13 protein-coding genes and 1 pseudogene are annotated in these 18,419 nt (G+C 70.2%); 11 read left to right on the top strand and 3 right to left on the bottom strand.

Going from position 1 to position 18,419, the window contains the following annotated elements:
* Nucleotide 1 precedes the first annotated feature (1 nt).
* Nucleotides 2-1,510, top strand: a complete 1,509-nt coding sequence (locus tag OOZ19_RS05635) for a tripartite tricarboxylate transporter permease (RefSeq protein WP_266089144.1) — start codon at nt 2-4, stop codon at nt 1,508-1,510.
* Nucleotides 1,511-1,620: 110 nt separating this feature from the next.
* Nucleotides 1,621-2,364 (top strand): MerR family transcriptional regulator, encoded by a 744-nt coding sequence (locus OOZ19_RS05630; RefSeq protein ID WP_266088920.1) that lies wholly within the window; start codon nt 1,621-1,623, stop codon nt 2,362-2,364.
* Nucleotides 2,365-2,472: 108 nt separating this feature from the next.
* Here the strand turns inward: OOZ19_RS05630 and OOZ19_RS05625 are convergent, their stop codons facing one another.
* Complete coding sequence (locus OOZ19_RS05625; RefSeq protein WP_266088919.1) at nt 2,473-4,851, bottom strand: Tex family protein; 2,379 nt, start codon at nt 4,849-4,851, stop codon at nt 2,473-2,475.
* A gap of 178 nt (nt 4,852-5,029) precedes the next feature.
* Here OOZ19_RS05625 and OOZ19_RS05620 point away from each other — a divergent pair, with 178 nt between their 5' ends.
* The 8 genes from OOZ19_RS05620 (at nt 5,030) to OOZ19_RS05585 (ending at nt 15,744) form a co-directional block, all read left to right on the top strand.
* Nucleotides 5,030-7,354, top strand: coding sequence for an ATP-binding protein (locus tag OOZ19_RS05620; RefSeq protein WP_266088918.1), 2,325 nt, complete (start codon nt 5,030-5,032; stop codon nt 7,352-7,354).
* Nucleotides 7,355-7,568: 214 nt separating this feature from the next.
* A complete protein-coding gene (locus tag OOZ19_RS05615) occupies nt 7,569-8,792 on the top strand; it encodes a GH25 family lysozyme (RefSeq protein ID WP_266088917.1) in 1,224 nt (407 codons plus the stop codon).
* Between the two features lie 256 nt (nt 8,793-9,048).
* Nucleotides 9,049-9,990, top strand: coding sequence for a lipid kinase (locus OOZ19_RS05610; protein WP_266088916.1), 942 nt, complete (start codon nt 9,049-9,051; stop codon nt 9,988-9,990).
* A 345-nt stretch (nt 9,991-10,335) separates the two neighbouring features.
* Entirely contained in the window at nt 10,336-11,142 is an 807-nt protein-coding gene (locus OOZ19_RS05605) for an endonuclease I family protein (protein WP_416309402.1), read from the top strand.
* 157 nt (nt 11,143-11,299) lie between these two features.
* On the top strand, nt 11,300-12,988 hold the full coding sequence (locus OOZ19_RS05600) for a WXG100 family type VII secretion target (protein WP_266088915.1): 1,689 nt from the start codon (nt 11,300-11,302) through the stop codon (nt 12,986-12,988).
* Nucleotides 12,989-13,097: 109 nt separating this feature from the next.
* The gene (locus tag OOZ19_RS05595) at nt 13,098-13,724 is read left to right on the top strand and encodes a hypothetical protein (RefSeq protein WP_266088914.1); all 627 of its coding nucleotides are present in this window, start codon (nt 13,098-13,100) and stop codon (nt 13,722-13,724) included.
* Between the two features lie 64 nt (nt 13,725-13,788).
* Nucleotides 13,789-14,430 carry a hypothetical protein gene (locus OOZ19_RS05590; RefSeq protein ID WP_266088913.1) on the top strand — a complete coding sequence of 214 codons (642 nt, stop codon included), beginning with the start codon at nt 13,789-13,791 and terminating at the stop codon, nt 14,428-14,430.
* 108 nt (nt 14,431-14,538) lie between these two features.
* Nucleotides 14,539-15,744: a cobalamin-independent methionine synthase II family protein gene (locus OOZ19_RS05585; protein ID WP_266088912.1), complete on the top strand. Its 1,206-nt coding sequence runs from the start codon at nt 14,539-14,541 to the stop codon at nt 15,742-15,744.
* Nucleotides 15,745-15,795: 51 nt separating this feature from the next.
* Here OOZ19_RS05585 and OOZ19_RS05580 read toward each other — a convergent pair whose 3' ends face one another.
* Both OOZ19_RS05580 and OOZ19_RS05575 read right to left on the bottom strand, forming a co-directional pair.
* Nucleotides 15,796-17,262, bottom strand: a complete 1,467-nt coding sequence (locus tag OOZ19_RS05580) for a sensor histidine kinase (protein WP_266088911.1) — start codon at nt 17,260-17,262, stop codon at nt 15,796-15,798.
* Entirely contained in the window at nt 17,255-17,941 is a 687-nt protein-coding gene (locus OOZ19_RS05575; RefSeq protein ID WP_266089142.1) for a response regulator transcription factor, read from the bottom strand. Before OOZ19_RS05575 ends, OOZ19_RS05580 begins: the two co-directional genes overlap by 8 nt.
* A gap of 129 nt (nt 17,942-18,070) precedes the next feature.
* Between OOZ19_RS05575 and OOZ19_RS05570 the strand changes: the two are divergent.
* A pseudogene (locus OOZ19_RS05570) lies at nt 18,071-18,419 on the top strand (hypothetical protein); the annotation flags it as partial.

The following is an 18,419-nucleotide window of genomic DNA, read 5'->3' as shown; positions in this document are numbered from 1 at the left end:
GATGCAGGGGTTCGCCACCGCGCTGACCCCGATGAACCTGGTGTGGGCCGCGTTAGGCGTGCTGCTGGGCACCGCCATCGGCGTGCTGCCCGGCATCGGGCCGGCGATGGCCGTGGCGCTGCTGCTGCCCGTCACCTACGCGCTGGAACCGACCGGGGCGTTCATCATGTTCGCCGGCATCTACTTCGGCGGGATGTTCGGCGGATCGACCACCTCGATCCTGCTCAACACGCCGGGGGAGAGCGCTGCCGTGGTCGCGGCCATGGAAGGCAACCCGATGGCCCGCAAGGGCCGCGGATCGCAGGCGCTGGCCGCCGCCGCGATCGGGCACTTCATCGGCGCCCTGATCGGCATCACGCTGCTCACGCTGCTGGCGCCGACGGTGGCGTCGGTCGCGGTGAACATCGGTGCGCCGGACTACCTGGCGGTGATGGTGCTCGCGTTCATCGCGGTCACCTCGGTGCTGGGCAGTTCGCGGATCCGCGGGTTCGCCTCGCTGCTGATCGGCCTGACCATCGGGCTGATCGGGCTGGACGAGATGACCGGGCAGCAGCGCCTCACCTTCGGGCTGCTGCCGCTGGCCGACGGGATCGACGTCGTCATCGTCGCCGTCGGGCTGTTCGCCATCGGCGAGTCGCTGTGGGTGGCCGCGCACCTGCGCCACACCTCTGGCAAACCCATCCCGGTGGGGCGGCCGTGGCTGGGCAAGGAAGATCTGCGCCGGTCCTGGAAGCCGTGGCTGCGCGGCCCGGTGATCGGGTTCCCGTTCGGCGCGATTCCCGCCGGTGGCGCGGAAATCCCCACGTTCCTGTCCTACGTCACCGAGAAGCGGTTGTCGCGCCACAAGGACGAGTTCGGCAAGGGCGCCATCGAAGGCGTCGCGGGGCCGGAGGCGACGGCCAGCGCCTCGGCCGCCGGGACGATGGTCTCGATGCTGACCCTCGGGCTGCCGACCACGGCGGTCGCCGCGGTCATGCTCGCGGCGTTCCAGCAGTACGGCATCCAGCCGGGACCGCTGCTGTTCCAGCGGGAATCGGACCTGGTGTGGGCGCTGATCGCGAGCATGTTCATCGGCTCGGTGCTGCTGCTGGTGCTGAACCTGCCGCTGGCGCCGGTGTGGGCGAAGCTGCTGCAGATCCCGCGGCCGTACCTGTACGCGGGCATCCTGTTCTTCGCCAGCATCGGTGCCTACGCGGTCGGCGGGTCCTCTTTGGACCTGCTGGTGCTGTTCATCGTGGGGCTCATCGGTTTCGCCATGCGCCGCTACGGTTTGCCGGTGCTGCCCGCGATCATCGCCGTGATCCTGGGCCCCACCGCGGAGCAGCAGATGCGCCGCGCGTTGCAGATCAGTGACGGTCAGGTCATCGGTTTGGTCAACACGCCGTTCTCGATCACCGTCTACGCCGTGGTGTTGCTGATCTTGGCGTGGCCGCTGCTGGCCAGGGTCCTGCCGCGGCGCGCGGCCGTTGATCAGGAGCGCGAGCGGGACGAGGACCGGACGGAGGTCTGATCCGCGCGATCGACCCCCGTTCCCGGCGGAGGTCCGCGTCGTACCCCCAGGCGACGCGGACCTCCGTCACCGGTCCCCACGTGATCAGCGGACGAACTAGACTCCGGCAGGTGGCCGAATACCGGATCGACGACCTAGCCCGCGCCGCGGGCACCACGGTGCGCAACGTGCGGGTTTACCAAGACCGGGAACTGCTGCCCGCGCCGCGCCGGGAGGGCAGGCTGGCGATCTACTCCGACGCCCACCTGGTCCGCCTCCGCATGATCATCAACATGCTCGAACGCGGCTACGCCTTCGCGCAGATCAAGGAGATGCTCTCGGCCTGGGAAGCCGGACGCAGCCTCGCCGAGGTGCTGGGCCTCGAAGAAGTCATGGGCGAGTCCTGGGCGGAGCAGTCGCCGCGGGTGTTCTCGCTCTCCCAGCTGCGCGAGATGTTCCGCGGCCAGCTCAACCAGCGCAACATCCGCCGCGCCCTCGAACTGAACCTGCTGGAGCGGTGGGGCGCGCGGTTCGTCGCCCCCAGCCCGCAACTGCTCGACGCCGGTAGCGAGCTCGTGCACCTCGGGGTCCCGCTGGAGGACGTGCTCGACCTCGCCGAGCAGTTGCAGAGCGACGTGGACCACGTGTCCGAGACGCTGGTGTCGCTGGTGCGCACCCACGTCCTCGGTGATCCGTCCACGGCGATCTGGGACGAATCCGAGGTGGAGCGCTACTCCGACGCGGTGCGGCGGCTGCGGCCCCTCGCGATGTCCGCGCTGAACGCTGCGGCGGCCCGCTCGGCGGAACGCGTCATCCCGGAGATCCTCGGCGACAAGCTCATCGGCCTCCTCCAGGAGAACCAGAACGGCTCCTGATCCGTAGCTCTCCGGGAGTTCGAGGGGAGAGCGTCCGCTCGGGTGAAACGCGACCGCGCGGCACTCCGAGTGCGAGTGCCGCGCGGTCGCGCAGAGATGCCCGGTTCGTCAGCGGTTGTTGAAACCGGCGCGGCGCAGCGCGTCCGCCATCGCGCCGCCCGCCGGTGCGGAGTCGCGGCCCTTGCGCTGGCCGCCGCCCTTCTGGCCGCCGCCCTTCCCGTTGCCGCCGCCGTTGCCGCCGGGCCGTCCGCCGCCGCGCCCGCGGTTGCCCTCGCGGCGCTCACCGCCGCCGCGCTCACCGCGTTCCGAGCCGGCCTCGTCGTCCAGCCGCAGGGTCAGCGAGATCCGCTTGCGCGGGACGTCCACGTCGAGGACCTTCACCTTCACCACGTCGCCCGACTTCACGACGTCGTGCGGGTCGTTGACGAAGTTCTTCGACATCGCCGAGACGTGCACCAGGCCGTCCTGGTGCACCCCGACGTCGACGAACGCGCCGAACGCCGCCACGTTGGTGACCACGCCTTCCAACCGCATGCCCGGCTTGAGGTCGCCGATCTTCTCGACGCCGTCGGCGAAGGTGGCCGTCTTGAACGTCGGACGCGGGTCCCGGCCGGGCTTCTCCAGCTCGGCGAGGATGTCGGTGACGGTGGGCAGGCCCACCGAGTCGTCGACGAAGTCCGCGGGCTTGATCTCGCGCAGCACGCGGGTGTTGCCGATCAGGGTGCTCAGCTCGGCCGCGGCGGACTCCAGGATCCGGCGCACCACCGGGTAGGACTCCGGGTGCACGCTGGAGGAGTCCAGCGGGTCGTCACCGCCGGGGATGCGCAGGAAGCCCGCGCACTGCTCGAACGCCTTCGGGCCCAGCCGCGCCACGTCCTTGAGCCCGGCGCGGGAGCGGAACGGACCGTTGCCGTCGCGGTGCGCGATGATGTTCTCCGCGAGGCCCTCCCCGATGCCCGAGACCCTGGTCAGCAGCGGCGCCGACGCGGTGTTGACGTCCACGCCGACCGCGTTCACGCAGTCCTCCACCACCGCGTCCAGCGAGCGGGACAGCTTCGTCTCGGTGATGTCGTGCTGGTACTGGCCGACGCCGATGGACTTCGGGTCGATCTTGACCAGCTCCGCCAGCGGGTCCTGCAGCCGCCGCGCGATCGACACCGCGCCGCGCAGCGACACGTCCAGGTCCGGCAGTTCCCGGGACGCGTAGGCGGAGGCCGAGTACACCGAAGCGCCCGCCTCGGACACCGAGATCTTCGTCAGCCCCAGGTCCGGGTGCCGCTGGATGAGGTCGGCGGCGAGCCGGTCGGTCTCGCGGGACGCGGTGCCGTTGCCGATCGCGACCAGGTCCACGCCGTGCTCGCGGACCAGCTTCTCCAACGAGACGATCGCCTGGTCCCAGCGCTGCTGCGGCTGGTGCGGGTAGATCGTGTCGGTGGCCACCACCTTGCCGGTGCCGTCGACCACGGCGACCTTGACGCCGGTGCGGAAACCCGGGTCCAGACCCATCGTGGCGCGCATCCCGGCGGGCGCGGCCAGCAGCAGGTCCCGCAGGTTCGCGGCGAACACCCGGGCCGCCTCGTCCTCGGCGGCCTGGCGCAGCCGCAGCCGCAGGTCGATGCCGAGGTGGGTCAGCACGCGGGTCCGCCACGCCCAGCGCACCACTTCGCCGAGCCAGCGGTCCGCGGGCCTGCCGAGGTCGGCGATCTCGAAGCGCCGCGCGATCTCGCGCTCGTAGGGGGTCGGGCCGTCCTGCTCGGCGCCGTCGTCCGGTTCCATCGAGAGGTCCAGGACCTCTTCCTTCTCCCCGCGGAACAACGCCAGGATGCGGTGCGAGGGGAGCGCGGTGAACGGTTCGTCGAACTCGAAGTAGTCCGCGAACTTCGCGCCCTCGTCCTGCTTGCCGTCGCGGACGCGGGACACCACCCGGCCGTTCGACCACATGCGCTCGCGCAGCTCGCCCACCAGGTCGGCGTCTTCGGAGAAGCGCTCGACCAGGATCGACCGGGCCCCTTCCAGTGCGGCGGACGCGTCGGCGACGCCCTTGTCCGCGTCGACGTACTCGGCCGCGCGGGTCTGCGGGTCCTGGCCGGGATCGGTCAGCAGCAGGTCGGCCAGCGGTTCGAGGCCGGCTTCGCGCGCGATCTGCCCCTTGGTGCGCCGCTTGGGCTTGTAGGGGAGGTAGATGTCCTCCAGGCGGGCCTTGGAGTCGGCCGCGTTGATCCGGCCCTCCAGCTCGTCGTCGAGCTTGCCCTGGGAGCGGATCGACTCCAGCACCGTGCTGCGCCGCTCCTCCAGCTCCCGCAGGTAGCGCAGGCGCTCCTCCAGGGTGCGCAGCTGCGCGTCGTCGAGCGCCCCGGTGACCTCCTTGCGGTACCGCGCGACGAACGGCACCGTGGCGCCGCCGTCGAGCAGGCCGACGGCAGCGTCGACCTGCCGCTCCCGCACGCCGAGCTCCTCGGCGATCCTCTGATGCACAGCCGTCGTCACGATGTTCCGACACCTCTCCTGATCTCCGCCCAGAACGTCCGTGCATTCTGCCCGACGCCCGGATCAGGCCGGTCCGGTACACGCGTCGGCGTGTCGGCACGACTGTGCGCTGGTACGGGGTACCGCCGAACGGGTACTGCTGTGAGCGGTGCCATACGCTCGGAGCAGGAGGTGGGCGGTGGGCGCGGCGAACACCATGCGGACAACGCGAGAACGGCTGCCTCCCGAGACGACGAGCTTCATCGGCAGGCGCCGCGAGCTCGCCGATGCCCGCAGGCAGATGTACTCGGGGCGGTTGCTCACGCTGACCGGGCCCGCCGGGGTCGGCAAGAGCAGGCTCGCGCTGCGGCTGGCGCGCAAGGTCCGGCGCGCCTTCGCCGACGGAGTCGTCCTGGTCAGCCTGTCCGACGTGCAGGACCCGTCGCTGCTGCCGCAGACGGTGAACGCGGCGCTCGGCGGTCGCCCCGGACCGGGAAACCCGGCGGAGGACCTGGTCAGCCGCATCCGGGATGAGCGGATGCTGATCATTTTCGACGACTGCGACCACGTCCTCAACGCCGTGTCCGGTCTCGCCCGCAGGCTGCTCACCGAGCACGTCGAGGTCCGCATCGTGGCCACCAGCAGGCAGGTGCTGGGCGTCGCGGGCGAGCTGGTGCTACCGGTCGCGCCGCTGTCGCTGCCTGCGGAGGCCGCCGCCTCCGAGCACGGCTACGGGGACGTGTTCGCCGACGCGCTCAGCCTGTTCACCGACCGCGCGGCCTCGGTGGTGCCCGGTTTCGTCCTCGACGAGACCAACCGGGACACGATCGGCCGGATCTGCCGCAGGCTCGACGGGATGCCGCTGGCCATCGAGCTCGCCGCCGCGCAGCTGCGGGACTGCCCGCTCGACGACGTGCTCCACCGGCTCGACGACCGGATCACGCTGCTCACCAAGGGGCAGCGCTCCTCCCGCGACGGGGTGCTGGAGGAGTCGATCGGCTGGAGCTTCGGGCTGTGCGCCGCCCGTGAACAGCTGCTGTGGGCGCGGGTGTCCTGCTTCGTCGGCGGATGGGACCTGGACGCGGTGCGAGCGGTGTGCGCCGACGACTCGCTGGCCGTCGACGAGATCGCCGAGTCGCTCGACGTGCTGGTCTCCAAGTCGATCGTGGTGCGGGAGTTCGACGAGAGCGCCGGTACCGACTACTTCCGCATGTTCGACAGCATCCGCGAGTACGGCCTGGCCCGGCTCTGCGCCGCCCACCAGGAAGCCGTGATGCGCGAGCGGCACGCCGCCTACTTCCACTCCCTCGCCGAGCGCTACAACCGGGAGGTGTTCGGGCCCGAGCAGCTGGAATGGGTCCACCACATGATCCACCTGCACGCGAACCTCCGGCACGTCCTGGAGCGGGACCTGGAGATGCCGGGCGGGGCGGTGACGGCGGCGGCGACCGCGGCGAAGCTGTGGTCGTTCTGGTTCTCCGGCAACGCGTTGCGGGAGGGCTACCAGTGGCTGCTGAGCTCGCTGGAGCAGATCCCCGAGCCGGTCGCGGAGCGGGCCGACGGGCTGGGAGTCGCGGCGTTCCTCGCGCTGCACCTGGAGGAGGCCGAGGTCGCGGGCCCCATGCTGCGCGAGGCGCGCGAGATCGCCGATCGCTACGGCGAGACCGCGTTGAGCGCCCGGGTGGACGGCACCATCGGCATGGAGGCGATGCTCGCCGGCCGGTTGGACGAGGCCGCCGAGGTGCTGGAGCGGGCCGCGACCGGGCACAAGGCGACCGGCGACCCGTTCGGCTACGTGAGCGCGACGATCCTGCTCGCCTGCCTGGGCTTCTACCGGGGCAACAGCGGTGGGGCCGAGGCGGCGGCGGACTCCCTCCGGCTGTGCGAGACCTACGGGGCGACGTGGACCAAGTGCTACGCGCTGTGGGTCGTGTCGCTGCACCGGTGGCGCGGCGGAGGCCACCGGGAGGCCACCTTGCTGATCCAGCAGGCGATCCGGTTGCAGCAGCTGGCGCGGGACATGGCGGGGCTCGGCGTCTACCTGGAGGTGCTGTCGTGGTGCGCGACGACGACGGACCAGCCGCAGCGCGCGGCACGGCTGATGGGGGCGTCGAACGCGCTGCGCAAGGCCAACGGCGGCGAGATGGGCGACTCGGTGTACTTCGACGACTACGACGCGGTGGCGATGGGATGGGCGCGGCAGGTGCTCGGTGAGGAGCGGTTCCGGTCCGCTCACGACGAGGGCGCGGGCTGGGAGCTGTCCGAGATGGTCTCCTACGCGCTGGAGGACCGGTCCGCGCGCCCGGAGAGCGGTCCGGAGGTCGCCTCCGGGGACGGCGGGCTCACCCCGCGCGAGGTGGAGACGGCGCTGCTGCTGTCGGCGGGGTCGAACGGCGCGGAGATCGCGCGGCGGCTGCACATCGCGCCGCAGGCGGCGGAGGTGGAGGCCGATCAGGTGCTGGTGCGGCTCGGCTTCCGCGACCGGGAGGAGATCGTCGGATGGGTGCGGCGGCGTACTTCGTAGCAGGCGGCGTGGGTTAGGGTGGCCGCGTTCCGGGCTGTTCCGAGGCGGCGCGGTTCCGGTGACTTTTCGTGAGCCAGCTCTCCGGTTGGGCCGGAACATTCACAGCCCGTGACGATTCGGCCGGGCAACGGTGGCCTGGGTCCACGTAACCAGGTACCTCCGTACGTAGAAACCGCGATGCACGTACACGCTCCGTTCCGGAGTGTGGGGCCTCGTGACACCCCCCGATCGAAACCAGAACCCCGAACGAGGCAACGAGCCTCAGACCCCGACTCCCGAGAACCAGAACCCCGACACCTCGCGGACCGCTTCGGCGAACAGCAACGCCTGGCGGGACACGGCCTTGGGAGCCGACCACGCGGTGCGTTCCGGAGTGGACCGGGTGCGGCCCTACGCCCACCAGGTCTGGCAGCGGATCCTCCCGCTGCTGCGCCGGTTGTGGCTCGCCGTGCTGCCGCTGCTGCAGCGGGCGCGGAACTCCACCGCCGGTCAGTGGATCGAGCAGCGCGTCGGCCCGGCGGCGAGCGGCGCCACCACCAAGGTCCAGGCCGCGACCGAACCGAACCGCGGCGGGCACCGCACCCGGCAGCACCCCCGGCTGCGCGCGATGCAGGCCGGCGCCGGTCTCGCCGTGCTCGGCGTGCTGGGCGTCGCCGTGCTCAGCGTGAGCACCGGTTCCGACAACGACGTCCGCGCCGCCGCGCAGGTCGACGACATCCCCGTCGCGGAACAGGACTCCGGCCCGGACGAGGGCGGCCTGTTCGGCTCCGACGAGGCGCCGAAGGACACGGGTCCCGTGCCGGGCCCGCCCGCCAAGGGCATCGACGTCTCCAACCACAACGGCTCCGTCGACTGGAAGAAGGTCGCGGACTCCGGTCAGAACTTCGCGTTCGTGCTGGCCACGGACGGCACCGACTTCACCAGCCCGAAGTACGTCGAGCAGTACCACGGTGCGAAGGACGCGGGCCTGATGGCGGCGCCATACCACTTCGCCCGCCCGGACGAGTCCGCTGAGGCGCAGGCCGACAAGCTGCTGTCCGTCGGCGACTACAAGAAGGACGGCAAGAGCCTGCCCCCGGTGCTGGACCTCGAGGTCGACCCGTCCGGCGGTGGCTGCTACGGCCTGTCCGTGTCGGAGATGCACAAGTGGACCGACACGTTCAACAAGAAGGTGAAGGACGCGACCGGGGCCGACCCGATCATCTACGCGAACCCGTCCTTCTGGAACGAGTGCATGGGCGGCAGTGACGCCTACGCGGACCACGCGCTGTGGCTGGCCGCCTACGAGGTGGACGAGCCGACCGTGCCGAAGGGCTTCAAGGACTGGAACTTCTGGCAGTACACCGAAGCGGGCTCCGTCCCCGGCGTCAGCGGTGATGTGGACCAGAACCACTTCCAGGGCAGCGTCGGCGACCTGGCGAAGCTGGGTCAGGACTGATCCCTCGGGGACGGGTCGCTTCCCCGAGCTCCCCGCCCCGTTCCGGGACGCAGCCGCCCCCGAGGCTGCGAACCGGACCCGGACGAAGTGAACAGCGCACGGGACGCCCGACTCCCGTGCTCCGCCGGACCCCGCCTGCCCCCGCTGGCGGGGTCCGAGCACGTCCGGCCCCGGCCTCCGAGGGGTACCGGGACCGCGTGAGCGTGCTCACCAGCGCGAACGATCGGCGCATCGCTCCCTGCGGGTAGCCTTCGTCGTGATTGAAGGAGGCACCATCCGCTACGACGGCCACGTGACCAAGGCAGCCCTGATCGTCAACGCGAATTCCCGATCGGGTGCCCGGGCCTGCTCGGACGCGGAAGATCTGCTGCGGGAGATGGACGTTCCGCTGCACGCCGTGCACCCGCTGCGGGACCCGTCCCGGCTGCTGGAGGTCGTGGAGGGCGCCGTCGACGCGGGGCACGACCTGATCGTGCTCGGCGGCGGCGACGGGACGGTCAGCTCCGTCGTCGACGTGCTGGCGCACCGCGAGGTGCCGATGGGCCTGCTGCCGCTGGGCACCGCGAACGACTTCGCCCGCACCATGCACATCCCGGCGGACCTGGACGGCGCCTGCCGGACCATCGCCCGCGGCCACGTCGTGGACGTGGATTTGGGGCTGTGCGGTCGCAATTACTACGTGAACCGCGCCTCGGCCGGATTGGGCGCCGCGGTCGCCGAGCACATGTCGCCCAGGTTGAAGCGGCGCATCGGCCCGCTGGCCTATCCGGTGGCGACGGCGCGGGCGTTGCGCAAGCACCGCCCGTTCACCGCGACCCTGGAATTCCCGGAAGGTGATCACGAGTCGTTGACGTTCACCGACCTGTTGCAGATCTCGGTGGCCAACGGTCGTTATTTCGGCGGCGGGCAGCTCGCCGCGCAGGACGCGGGCATCGACGACGCGATGCTCGACGTGTCGGTGCTGCGCAACGGGAGCCCGCTGCGGCTGCTGTCGATGGCTCGCGAGCTGCGCACCGGCAGCACCACGGACAGTTCGCTGGTCACGCACCTGCGCACCGGGAAGGTCGAGGTGCGCACCGACGCCGAGCTGCCGATCAACATCGATGGCGAGCTGGTGGCGAACACGCCGCAGCTGTTCTCGGTGGCCAGCAACGCGCTGCACGTCATCGCCCCGCCGACGTGGACCGACGGCGGCTGATCCAGGTCCGGTCGACATCGCCGGGCGAACAAATCGCCCGGCGATTCGCGCCATTCCCATTTGCCGATCCAGGTCCGGCGGATCATCTCCGGGATAACGGTTACGGGATTTCGGATGGTGAATCGCGCTGGAATTCCCCGGTTTTCCCGTTCTCATCGGTTCCGGGTGGGATTTCGAGTCATCGTTAGTCCATCGTGCGGACATGTGATTGCTCTGAACGATTCACTCGACAGTGGCTTTTCGCATGCAAGACTTTTGCCTTGACCGTGTTTTGTGACGCGGCGTCACTGTGAATCGCCGATGCGGCAGGTGGCGTCAGCCTTCCGGGAGAGGATCATGCCCGTGCTGAAGACCCGTTGGAAACGACTGGCCGTGGTGGGCGCATTGCCGCTGGCTCTGGCGGTGCCGATGCCCGCTTCCGCCGCTCCCGCCGACCTGGGTGTGGCCGATCGCGTGACGGCCTACGACGACACGTACTACGAGCCGGCGCTCGGCAAGACCGGTGAGGAGCTGAAGGTCGCCCTCAACGACATCATCAGCACCAACGACCAGCTCACCTACGACGACGTGTGGGAGGCGCTGAAGGTCACCGACCAGGACCCGGCGAACCCGGACAACGTCATCCTGCTCTACAGCGGCCGTTCGCAGGGCAAGGACACCAACGGCGGCGACGCGGACCAGTGGAACCGCGAGCACACCTGGGCCAAGTCGCACGGCGACTTCGGCACCGCGGTCGGACCCGGAACCGACGTTCACCACCTGCGCCCCACCGACGTGTCGGTGAACTCGGAGCGCGGCAACAAGGACTTCGACATGGGCGGCAGCCCGGTCGACGAGGCCGAGGGCAGCTTCACCGACGAGGACTCGTTCGAGCCCCGCGACGCGGTCAAGGGCGACGTCGCCCGCATGATCATGTACATGGCGGTGCGCTACGAGGGCGAGGACGGCGCCCCGGACTTGGAGCTCAACGACAACGTCGACAACGGCAGCGCCCCGCTGATGGGCCGCCAGTCGGTGTTGCTGGAGTGGAACGCCCAGGACCCGCCGGACGAGTTCGAGCAGAACCGCAACCAGGTCATCTACGACCAGTTCCAGCACAACCGCAACCCCTTCGTCGACCACCCCGAGTGGGCCGCCGAGATCTGGAACTGAGCAAGAACGCACCGGAGGCGGCCCGCGCGTCGGGCCGCCTCCGGTCGCGTCTCCGGCCGCGAAATTCACAGGAACGAACCAGCGCTTGAGACCGTCGCAGTACTATCGCGGCACTGATCGGCGGTGACGCAAATGGTTCGATCCTGGGGGGACGAGCGTGGCACTGAATGTCGCACCGGAGGCTTTGACCGCGCACGGCCAGGGCTCCGAGGGGGTGTCGCAGCACCTGGACCAGCTGTCCTCGGTGCTGGAGCAGGCGCGGGTCAGCGACGACTGCTTCGGCCCGATCGGTGAGCTGCTGGCCTTCGCCTACTTCGACTCCCTGGAGGAGTGCCGCGACCTGGCCAAGCAGGCCGGCGGCTTCATGAGCCACATGTCCTCGGCGGTGCAGGACTGCGCCAAGGACTACCAGGAGATGGACCAGACGCAGGCCGACGACCTGGGCAAGATCGACCTCAGCGGGATGCGCGTGTCCGGCGGCGGGCCCGCTTCGCTCGGCGCCGTCAACGGCGCGGGTGGCCCGGGCAAGAGCTACATGGAGCAGACCGCCGAATACGGTTCGTCCGCCGCCTCGACCAGCGGTGACCTGGCGAGGGCGGACAACCCGCCGGACGTCGCGATCGCCACCGTCAACGCCCGCATGGAACAGCTGCAGATGGTCACCAGCCCCGGGCAGTCCTTCATGGACAACGGGCTGGGATTCCTGGTGTCGCTGGTGATCAGTCCGCTGGTGGAGTTCGTCCTCGAACCCGCCATCGGCGACCCGGAGCAGATGCGCAGCACCGGCAAGGGCTGGGAGCAGGTCGCCGAGTGGCTGGAGAAGCTGGGCGAGCAGGAGAAGCAGCGCGCCGAAGCCACCAAGCCGCTCTGGGAGGGCCAGGCGGGCGACGCCTTCCGCAAGCAGCTCGACGAGTTCTCCGGCGGCGCGAGCGCCTTCGCCTCGGAGGTCCGCGGCCTCACCCAGATCCTGAACATGGCGGCCGACATCTTCGACATGTTCGTGGAGATGGCGATCGACATCATCCAGGAACTGGTGATCGGCCTCATCATCGAGTGGATCGCCGCCCTGGCCGCCTCCTGGATCACCGCCGGAGCCTCGGTCGGTGCCGCCTCCGGCTTGACCGCGTCGCAGGTCGCCATCACCGGCACTCGCCTCGGCACCAAGGTCGCCGAGCTCCTCCACAAGCTCAAGCCGCTCGTGACGAAGCTGGAAGAACTGCTCAAGCAACTCCGCAGCGGCCCGCTGCGCAAGGTCGTCGAGAAGATGAACGACCTGCGTGGGGGGAACATGGCCCAGCAGTGGGTGGCACGCCAGATCGACGCGAATCCCCTGGCGAAGATGGTCACGCGTGGCGATACCGATGGCGTCCGCAACGCCCAGCGTGGAGTCCGGGAAGCAGAAGAGGCGCTCGCGCAAGGTCGGCCTGGAGCGCAGGCGGACCTCAACAGGGCGACCCGCGACTTGGAGCGCGCCAACGCGCAGGACATGGCTTCGACGACCGGCAATCGCTATGCCAACCAGGCGAGGACCGATCACAACGGTGACGTCATCTACCGGCAGGATTCCAACGGGAACCCTGTTCGGTCGTGGGGCGGTGATCTTCAACCCGAGATGGAGCGGGCGACGGGCGAACAGGCATTGGCGACCAATGCGGTGCAAGCCGGCCTCGGTGCAGCCGGACTGAGCGGTGAGCACCGCTGGCAAGATGCTGTCGTGCACGAGGGAAGTGCGGCGGTGGCACAAGAAGGCATTGAGCAGGGTGTGAAGTACGGCTACGACAAGGCTCAGGATCCGTCGAGCTCGGAGGATCGGCAGGCGGCCACGGAGAGTGGATTCAGCGTCTGAGAAGGGGAACCGGATGTCGGTGTCCAGGGCGCTCCCGGCGTCGTTGGTGGCTCGCGAATGGTGGTGCGCTCGCGATGAGCCGCTGCTGTGGGCTCTGTGGCAAGAGGACATGGCTTACAAGGTCAAGGGGTTGGACGCGAGCGGCGCCCCTACCGAGAGCGTGGGCAAGCGCTTCGCAAGGGGCGGTGGCAAAGCCGCTGCCGCTGTCGGGAACTTCGCGGGGGACGCACTGCTGACGATGGCGTTCGGCAGCGGCGATAGCGGCGATCGTGGTGGCGCAGGGGGAAACAGCGGTCGTCGGACTGATCTGACCGTGTTCGGCGCTGATCCCGGTTGTGCCGCTGTGCGAGCGGTCCGCAGTACCGTCCCCGCAGAGGGGTCGCCGTACCGCATGCTGTGGGCTTTGACGCCTCGGCGGCTGGGCGTGGCGGTGGAACTGCTGGCGAGGCCGAGCTCGGCCGGTCCGTCCGGTGCGTCGAACAGATCGGAGAAGTTCGGGAAGAACATCTCCGGCGAACCGATTCGGCCGGAGCGCGTGTTGCCGTGGTTGGATTTCAGCGCCGCGGACATCGCGGATTGCCGTCCGATCGGATCGAAACATCCCCTGACGTGCGCGATCACGCTGCGCGATGGATCCGGATTCGGGTTGAACGCCCGTAGGCCGCAAGGTGTCCAGATCATGGTCGACGCCCTGCAAGCTTTCATGCGCGGACAGCAAGGGAGCGGACGTGGCTGATCTCAACGAACTGGATCGGGAGATCCTGGAGCGCAAGTGGTCGGTCAAGCTGGACGAGAAGTGGGTGGCCGACGGTGAACAGCTGCTGTGGCTCGTGCTCCCCGAGCAGGGCTACGTCGGCTCGACGGTGGCGGGCCGAACGCTCGTCCCGCATTCTCCGCTCTCCGAAGCGGTTTCCTCCAATGTGGACACCTCGGATTGGCCCTTGCCGAGTGAGCTCGTCACATCCGGCAGGTACCTGAACGACGAGTGGGCCGACGACCCTTCGATCATGTGGTGGGTGTTCGCCGACAGCGCCGAGCGTGACGCGATCCGGTTCGGGGACCATCTCTCGGCAGTGCCAGGTGAAGCTTTCCTCGCGTTGAGCTCGAGTCGACTGGCCGTGATCGTCGAGCAGGGCAAACTCGGTGCACGACAGGCAGAGCAGCGTGACGAGACGAGCACCGGCTGGTTCGGGAAGGTCCGTTCGGCTGCGGCGCAGGTGCAGCAGGCGGCGGAGGGCATCGCCGCGCTCAAAGACGCCAAGCAGCCGCACTCGTGCGTGGAAGTGCCGGTTTCGCGTGTCGCCGCCGTGAACTTCGCACCGCTGGGGCGCAGCATCCCGCGGGCGCCGTTCTTGCGGATCGATTTCGTCGACGGGTCCGTTCTGTTCGCGCGTCACTACCAAGCGGAAGCGCACGCCCCGAAGTCCTCCGGCGGTCGTTGACCGGCGCGACCCCTGAGATTCGTTCGCCCACCCGGGAAGTTGCCAAGCGTGCCCGGCCCCCGCGAGCATGGCGTCGCGAGCTTGCACCTCACGACGAAGGACGGCGTCATGCGTTCCAGCAGCGAAGGCATTCTCACCACTCAAGCGGGCAGCTTGCCGCGGCCCGAGGCGCTCATCGAGTGGAACGCGGCGGACGGCGGGGACGCCGCGGCCTACCGGGAGAAGCTGGACGCGGAGCTGGCCGCCCTCGTGGTCCGGCAGCGCGACCTCGGGATCGGGTTCGTCGGTGATGGGGAGTTCGGCAAGGCGACCAGTCAGAAGGTGGACTACGGCGCCTGGTGGTCGTACTCGTTCCAGCGCCTCGGCGGCCTGGAACTCGGCAGGACCGCGCTGTCGGACGTGACGGGGGAGCGCGCGAAGCCGACGGGCGAGGTGGAGCTGACGACGTTCGGCAACCGCCGGGACCGGATGCGGTTCGCCGACGCCTACGGCGATCCGACCTCGGGCGCGGCGGTGAGCAGCAGCGCGAAGGTGTTCCCGACGTGCACCGGGCCGCTGACCTACACCGGCCAGGAGGCGATCGCCTCGGACATCCGCGGTTTCAAGCGGGCGTTGGCCGCATCCGGGCTGGAGGAGGGGTTCATGACCTCCATCGGGCCGGGCAGCTGTTCGCGCATCGGCAACGAGCACTACGCCGACGAGGAGGAATTCCTCTACGCCTGCGCGGATGCGATGCGCGAGGAGTACCGGGCGATCATCGATGCCGGGCTGATCCTGCAGATCGACGACCCGGCGATCGCCGAGAACTGGGACCAGATCAACCCGGAGCCGAGCGTGCGGGCCTACCGTGACTTCACGATGCGGCGGGTGGAGGCGCTCAACCACGCGCTGCGGGGGCTGCCGCCGGAGCGGATCCGGTTCCACCTGTGCTGGGGGAGCTGGCACGGCCCGCACACCACTGACCTGCCGATGCGCGACCTGGTGGACGTGCTGCTGTCCATCAACGCGCAGGCCTACGCGTTCGAAGCGGGCAACGTGCGCCACGAGCACGAGTGGAAGGTGTGGCGGGACGTCCCGCTGCCCGAGGGCAAGCTGCTGCTGCCCGGCGTCGTCAGCCACGCCACGAACGTCGTGGAGCACCCGGAGCTCGTCGCCGACCGCATCATCCGGTTCGCGGAATGCGTCGGCCGGGAGAACGTGGTCGCCTCCACGGACTGCGGCCTCGGCGGGCGGGTGCACCCGCAGATCGCCTGGGCGAAGCTGGAATCCTTGGTGGCAGGCGCGGATTTGGCGACCGCGCGGCTGTGGCCGTGATTCGTCCGTTGTGGACCTGTGGTGGGCGGGATCCGGATGGTTTCCGCCCGGTCAGGACTCGTGGGCAGGGGCGGTGTCACCGTCCGGTCGCTTCCCGGAACCGGACGGTGCGCTCAGCGGGAACCGGGCCGTGAAGTGCGCCCCGCGGCCGGAGTCGTTGATGACGACCGATCCGCGGTGCATGTCCACGATCTCGCGGACCAGCGCCAGGCCGAGCCCGGAGCCGCCCTGTTCGCGGGCACGCGCGGTGTCCAGGCGGGCGAACCGCTCGAAGACCTGATCGCGGAACTCGGCGGGGATGCCGGGTCCGTCGTCGACGACGTCCAGCCGAGCGCACCCGTCCTCGGTGCGCAGCCGCAGCGCGACCTGGTGTTCGGCGTGGGCTTCGGCGTTGTCCAGCAGGTTCGTGATCAGCCGGGCGAGGTGGGTGCGGTGCCCCCGCACGACGATCCCCGGTTCGATCTCGACGACGCGTTCCGGTTCGGCCGGAGCCCGCCGGGCGACGGTGTCGGCGGTCAGCGAGCTCAGGTCGAGCTCGTCGCCCGGGACGGGAGTCGTGCCGTCGATCCTGGCCAGCGCCAGTAGGTCCGAGGTGAGCCGCTCCAGCCGGTCCAGGTCTTGCAGGGTGCCTTCGGCGATGCTCGGCCAGTGCGCGTGGTTCGGGTGCGCCTGCGCCACCTCCAGCGGGGTGCGCAGCGCGGCCAGCGGGCTGCGCAGCTCGTGCGAGGCGTCGGCGACGAACCGCCGCTGCCGCCGCACCGAATCGTCGAGCCGGTCCAAGGTGTCGTTGAGCGTCAAGGCGAGCCGCGCGATCTCGTCCCCGCTGGCGGGCACCGGCATCCGCCCGCGCAGGTCCTGCGCGGACAGGCGGGTGAACTCGTGCCGGATGGCCTCCACGGGGCGCAGCGCGCGTCCGGTGCTGAACCAGGTGAGCGTTGCGACGACGGCCAGCAGCACCGGCATCCCGAACAGCAGCCCGGTGGCCGCGGCCTCCGTCGCGCGCTGCACCGACCGGGTGGAGGCGCTCGCGATGAGCGTCTGGTTCCCGGTGGGCGTGGCCACGGTGGCGGTAGCGGTGCGCAGCGGCGCCATGGTTTCCGCGCCGGCCGGGATCGGTCGCGGGCCTGGCTGTTCACCCGGGGGCACCGGCGCGGGCGGGTCCGCCGGGGACAGCGGTTCGATCGTGTCCGCCAGCTGGCCCGTGGTCGGCGGGGACACCGGAGCCGGGTCCACGTCCGGTAGCGCGGGCCTGCTCCCGGCCGGATCACCGGAGGGGATGGCGCGGACCCACACGGTGCCCGATGGTTCTTCCGGGATGCCGCTGCCCGCCACGACGGAGGCGCTCGCCGCGCTGAGCTGCTCCTGCAACGCCGCGTCGAGCTCTTGGTTGAGCCTGCCGTTGAGGTACCCGACGAGCAGCGCGCCGATGGCGACGACGGCGAGCGCGACGATGGTGGTGGCGGTGATCGTGGTGCGGCCCCGGATCGACAGCCGCCGCCGCAGCAACCGGTCACGCATCGGAGGTCCCCTCCGCGTCGAGGCGGTAGCCGTGCCCGCGGACGGTGCGGATGCTGCGCAGGCCGAACGGGCTGTCGATCTTCCGCCGCAGCGCGCTGATGTGCACTTCGACGAGGTTCACGTCGGGCTCGGCGGCGAAGTCCCAGCCGTCCTCCAGCAACCGGCGCTTGGACACGACGCGGCCTCGGCTGCGGGCGAGGACTTCGAGCAGCGCGAACTCCTTGCCGGTCAACGGGATGTCCTGGCCCGCGCGGGCGCAGCTGCGCCGAGCCGGGTCGAGCACCAGGTCGCCGACGCGCAGCACCGCCGGGCGCTCCGCCGGCCTGCGGCGGATCGCGTTGCGCAGCCGCGCCAGCAGCACCACGTAGGAGAACGGTTTCGTCACGTAGTCGTCGGCGCCCGCGTCGAGCGCTTCCGCCTCGTCGTACTCGCCGTCCTTCGCGGTCAGCATGATGATCGGCGTCCAGTTCTCCGCCGCCCGCAGCCGCGCGCACACCCGGTAGCCGTTGAGGCCGGGGAGCATGATGTCCAGCAGGATCGCCGCGTACTCGTGCTCCTCGGTGAGCCGCAGCGCGTCGAGGCCGTCGCCGGTGACGTCCACCGCCCACCCCTCGGCCCCCAGTCCGGTGCGCAGCGCTTCCGCAACGCGACGTTCATCCTCGACGACGAGCACCCGCATGCGGATCAGCATGCCAGCCCAGCCTGAAGCGATCTTCAGGAAGCTTCAGCTCCGCTCCAGCGAAGATCGGCATCGTCGTCCTCGTCGCGGACACACCGCGGTCCACCAGACGCAGAGGAGTTCTCAACGATGCGGAACAAGCTCGTTTCCCGCGCCGTAGTCATCGTGGCCGGAGCCGCCGTGCTCGGCCTCGGTGGAGCCGGTGCGGCTCTCGCGGAGGCCGCTCCGGCTCCCGCGCCGATCCCCAGCACGCCGCTCGTGCCGGGAACCCCGGTGGAGACGGCTCCGGCGGTGCCGCTGCCGCCGTGCGGCATCCCGTCCGGCGATCCGGAGGGTTCGGTGCCGCCGTTGCCGGGTGTGCCTTCGGGCGATCCGGAGGGTTCGGTGCCGCCGTTGCCGGGTGTGCCTTCGGGCGATCCGGAGGGTTCGGTGCCGCCGTTGCCGGGTGTGCCTTCGGGCGATCCGGAGGGTTCGGTGC

Source organism: Saccharopolyspora sp. NFXS83, assembly GCF_026241095.1.
In the GTDB taxonomy this organism is placed as follows: domain Bacteria; phylum Actinomycetota; class Actinomycetes; order Mycobacteriales; family Pseudonocardiaceae; genus Saccharopolyspora_C.
This window is presented reverse-complemented; position numbering and strand designations above follow the sequence as displayed.

Excerpts from the sequence above, each read along its gene's own strand:
- OOZ19_RS05635 (WP_266089144.1), top strand. The coding sequence starts at position 2 with ATGCAGGGGTTCGCCACCGCGCTGACCCCGATGAACCTGGTGTGGGCC.
- OOZ19_RS05595 (WP_266088914.1), top strand. The coding sequence starts at position 13,098 with ATGGCTTACAAGGTCAAGGGGTTGGACGCGAGCGGCGCCCCTACCGAG.
- OOZ19_RS05585 (WP_266088912.1), top strand. The coding sequence starts at position 14,539 with ATGCGTTCCAGCAGCGAAGGCATTCTCACCACTCAAGCGGGCAGCTTG.
- OOZ19_RS05580 (WP_266088911.1), bottom strand. The coding sequence starts at position 17,262 with ATGCGTGACCGGTTGCTGCGGCGGCGGCTGTCGATCCGGGGCCGCACC.
- OOZ19_RS05575 (WP_266089142.1), bottom strand. The coding sequence starts at position 17,941 with ATGCGGGTGCTCGTCGTCGAGGATGAACGTCGCGTTGCGGAAGCGCTG.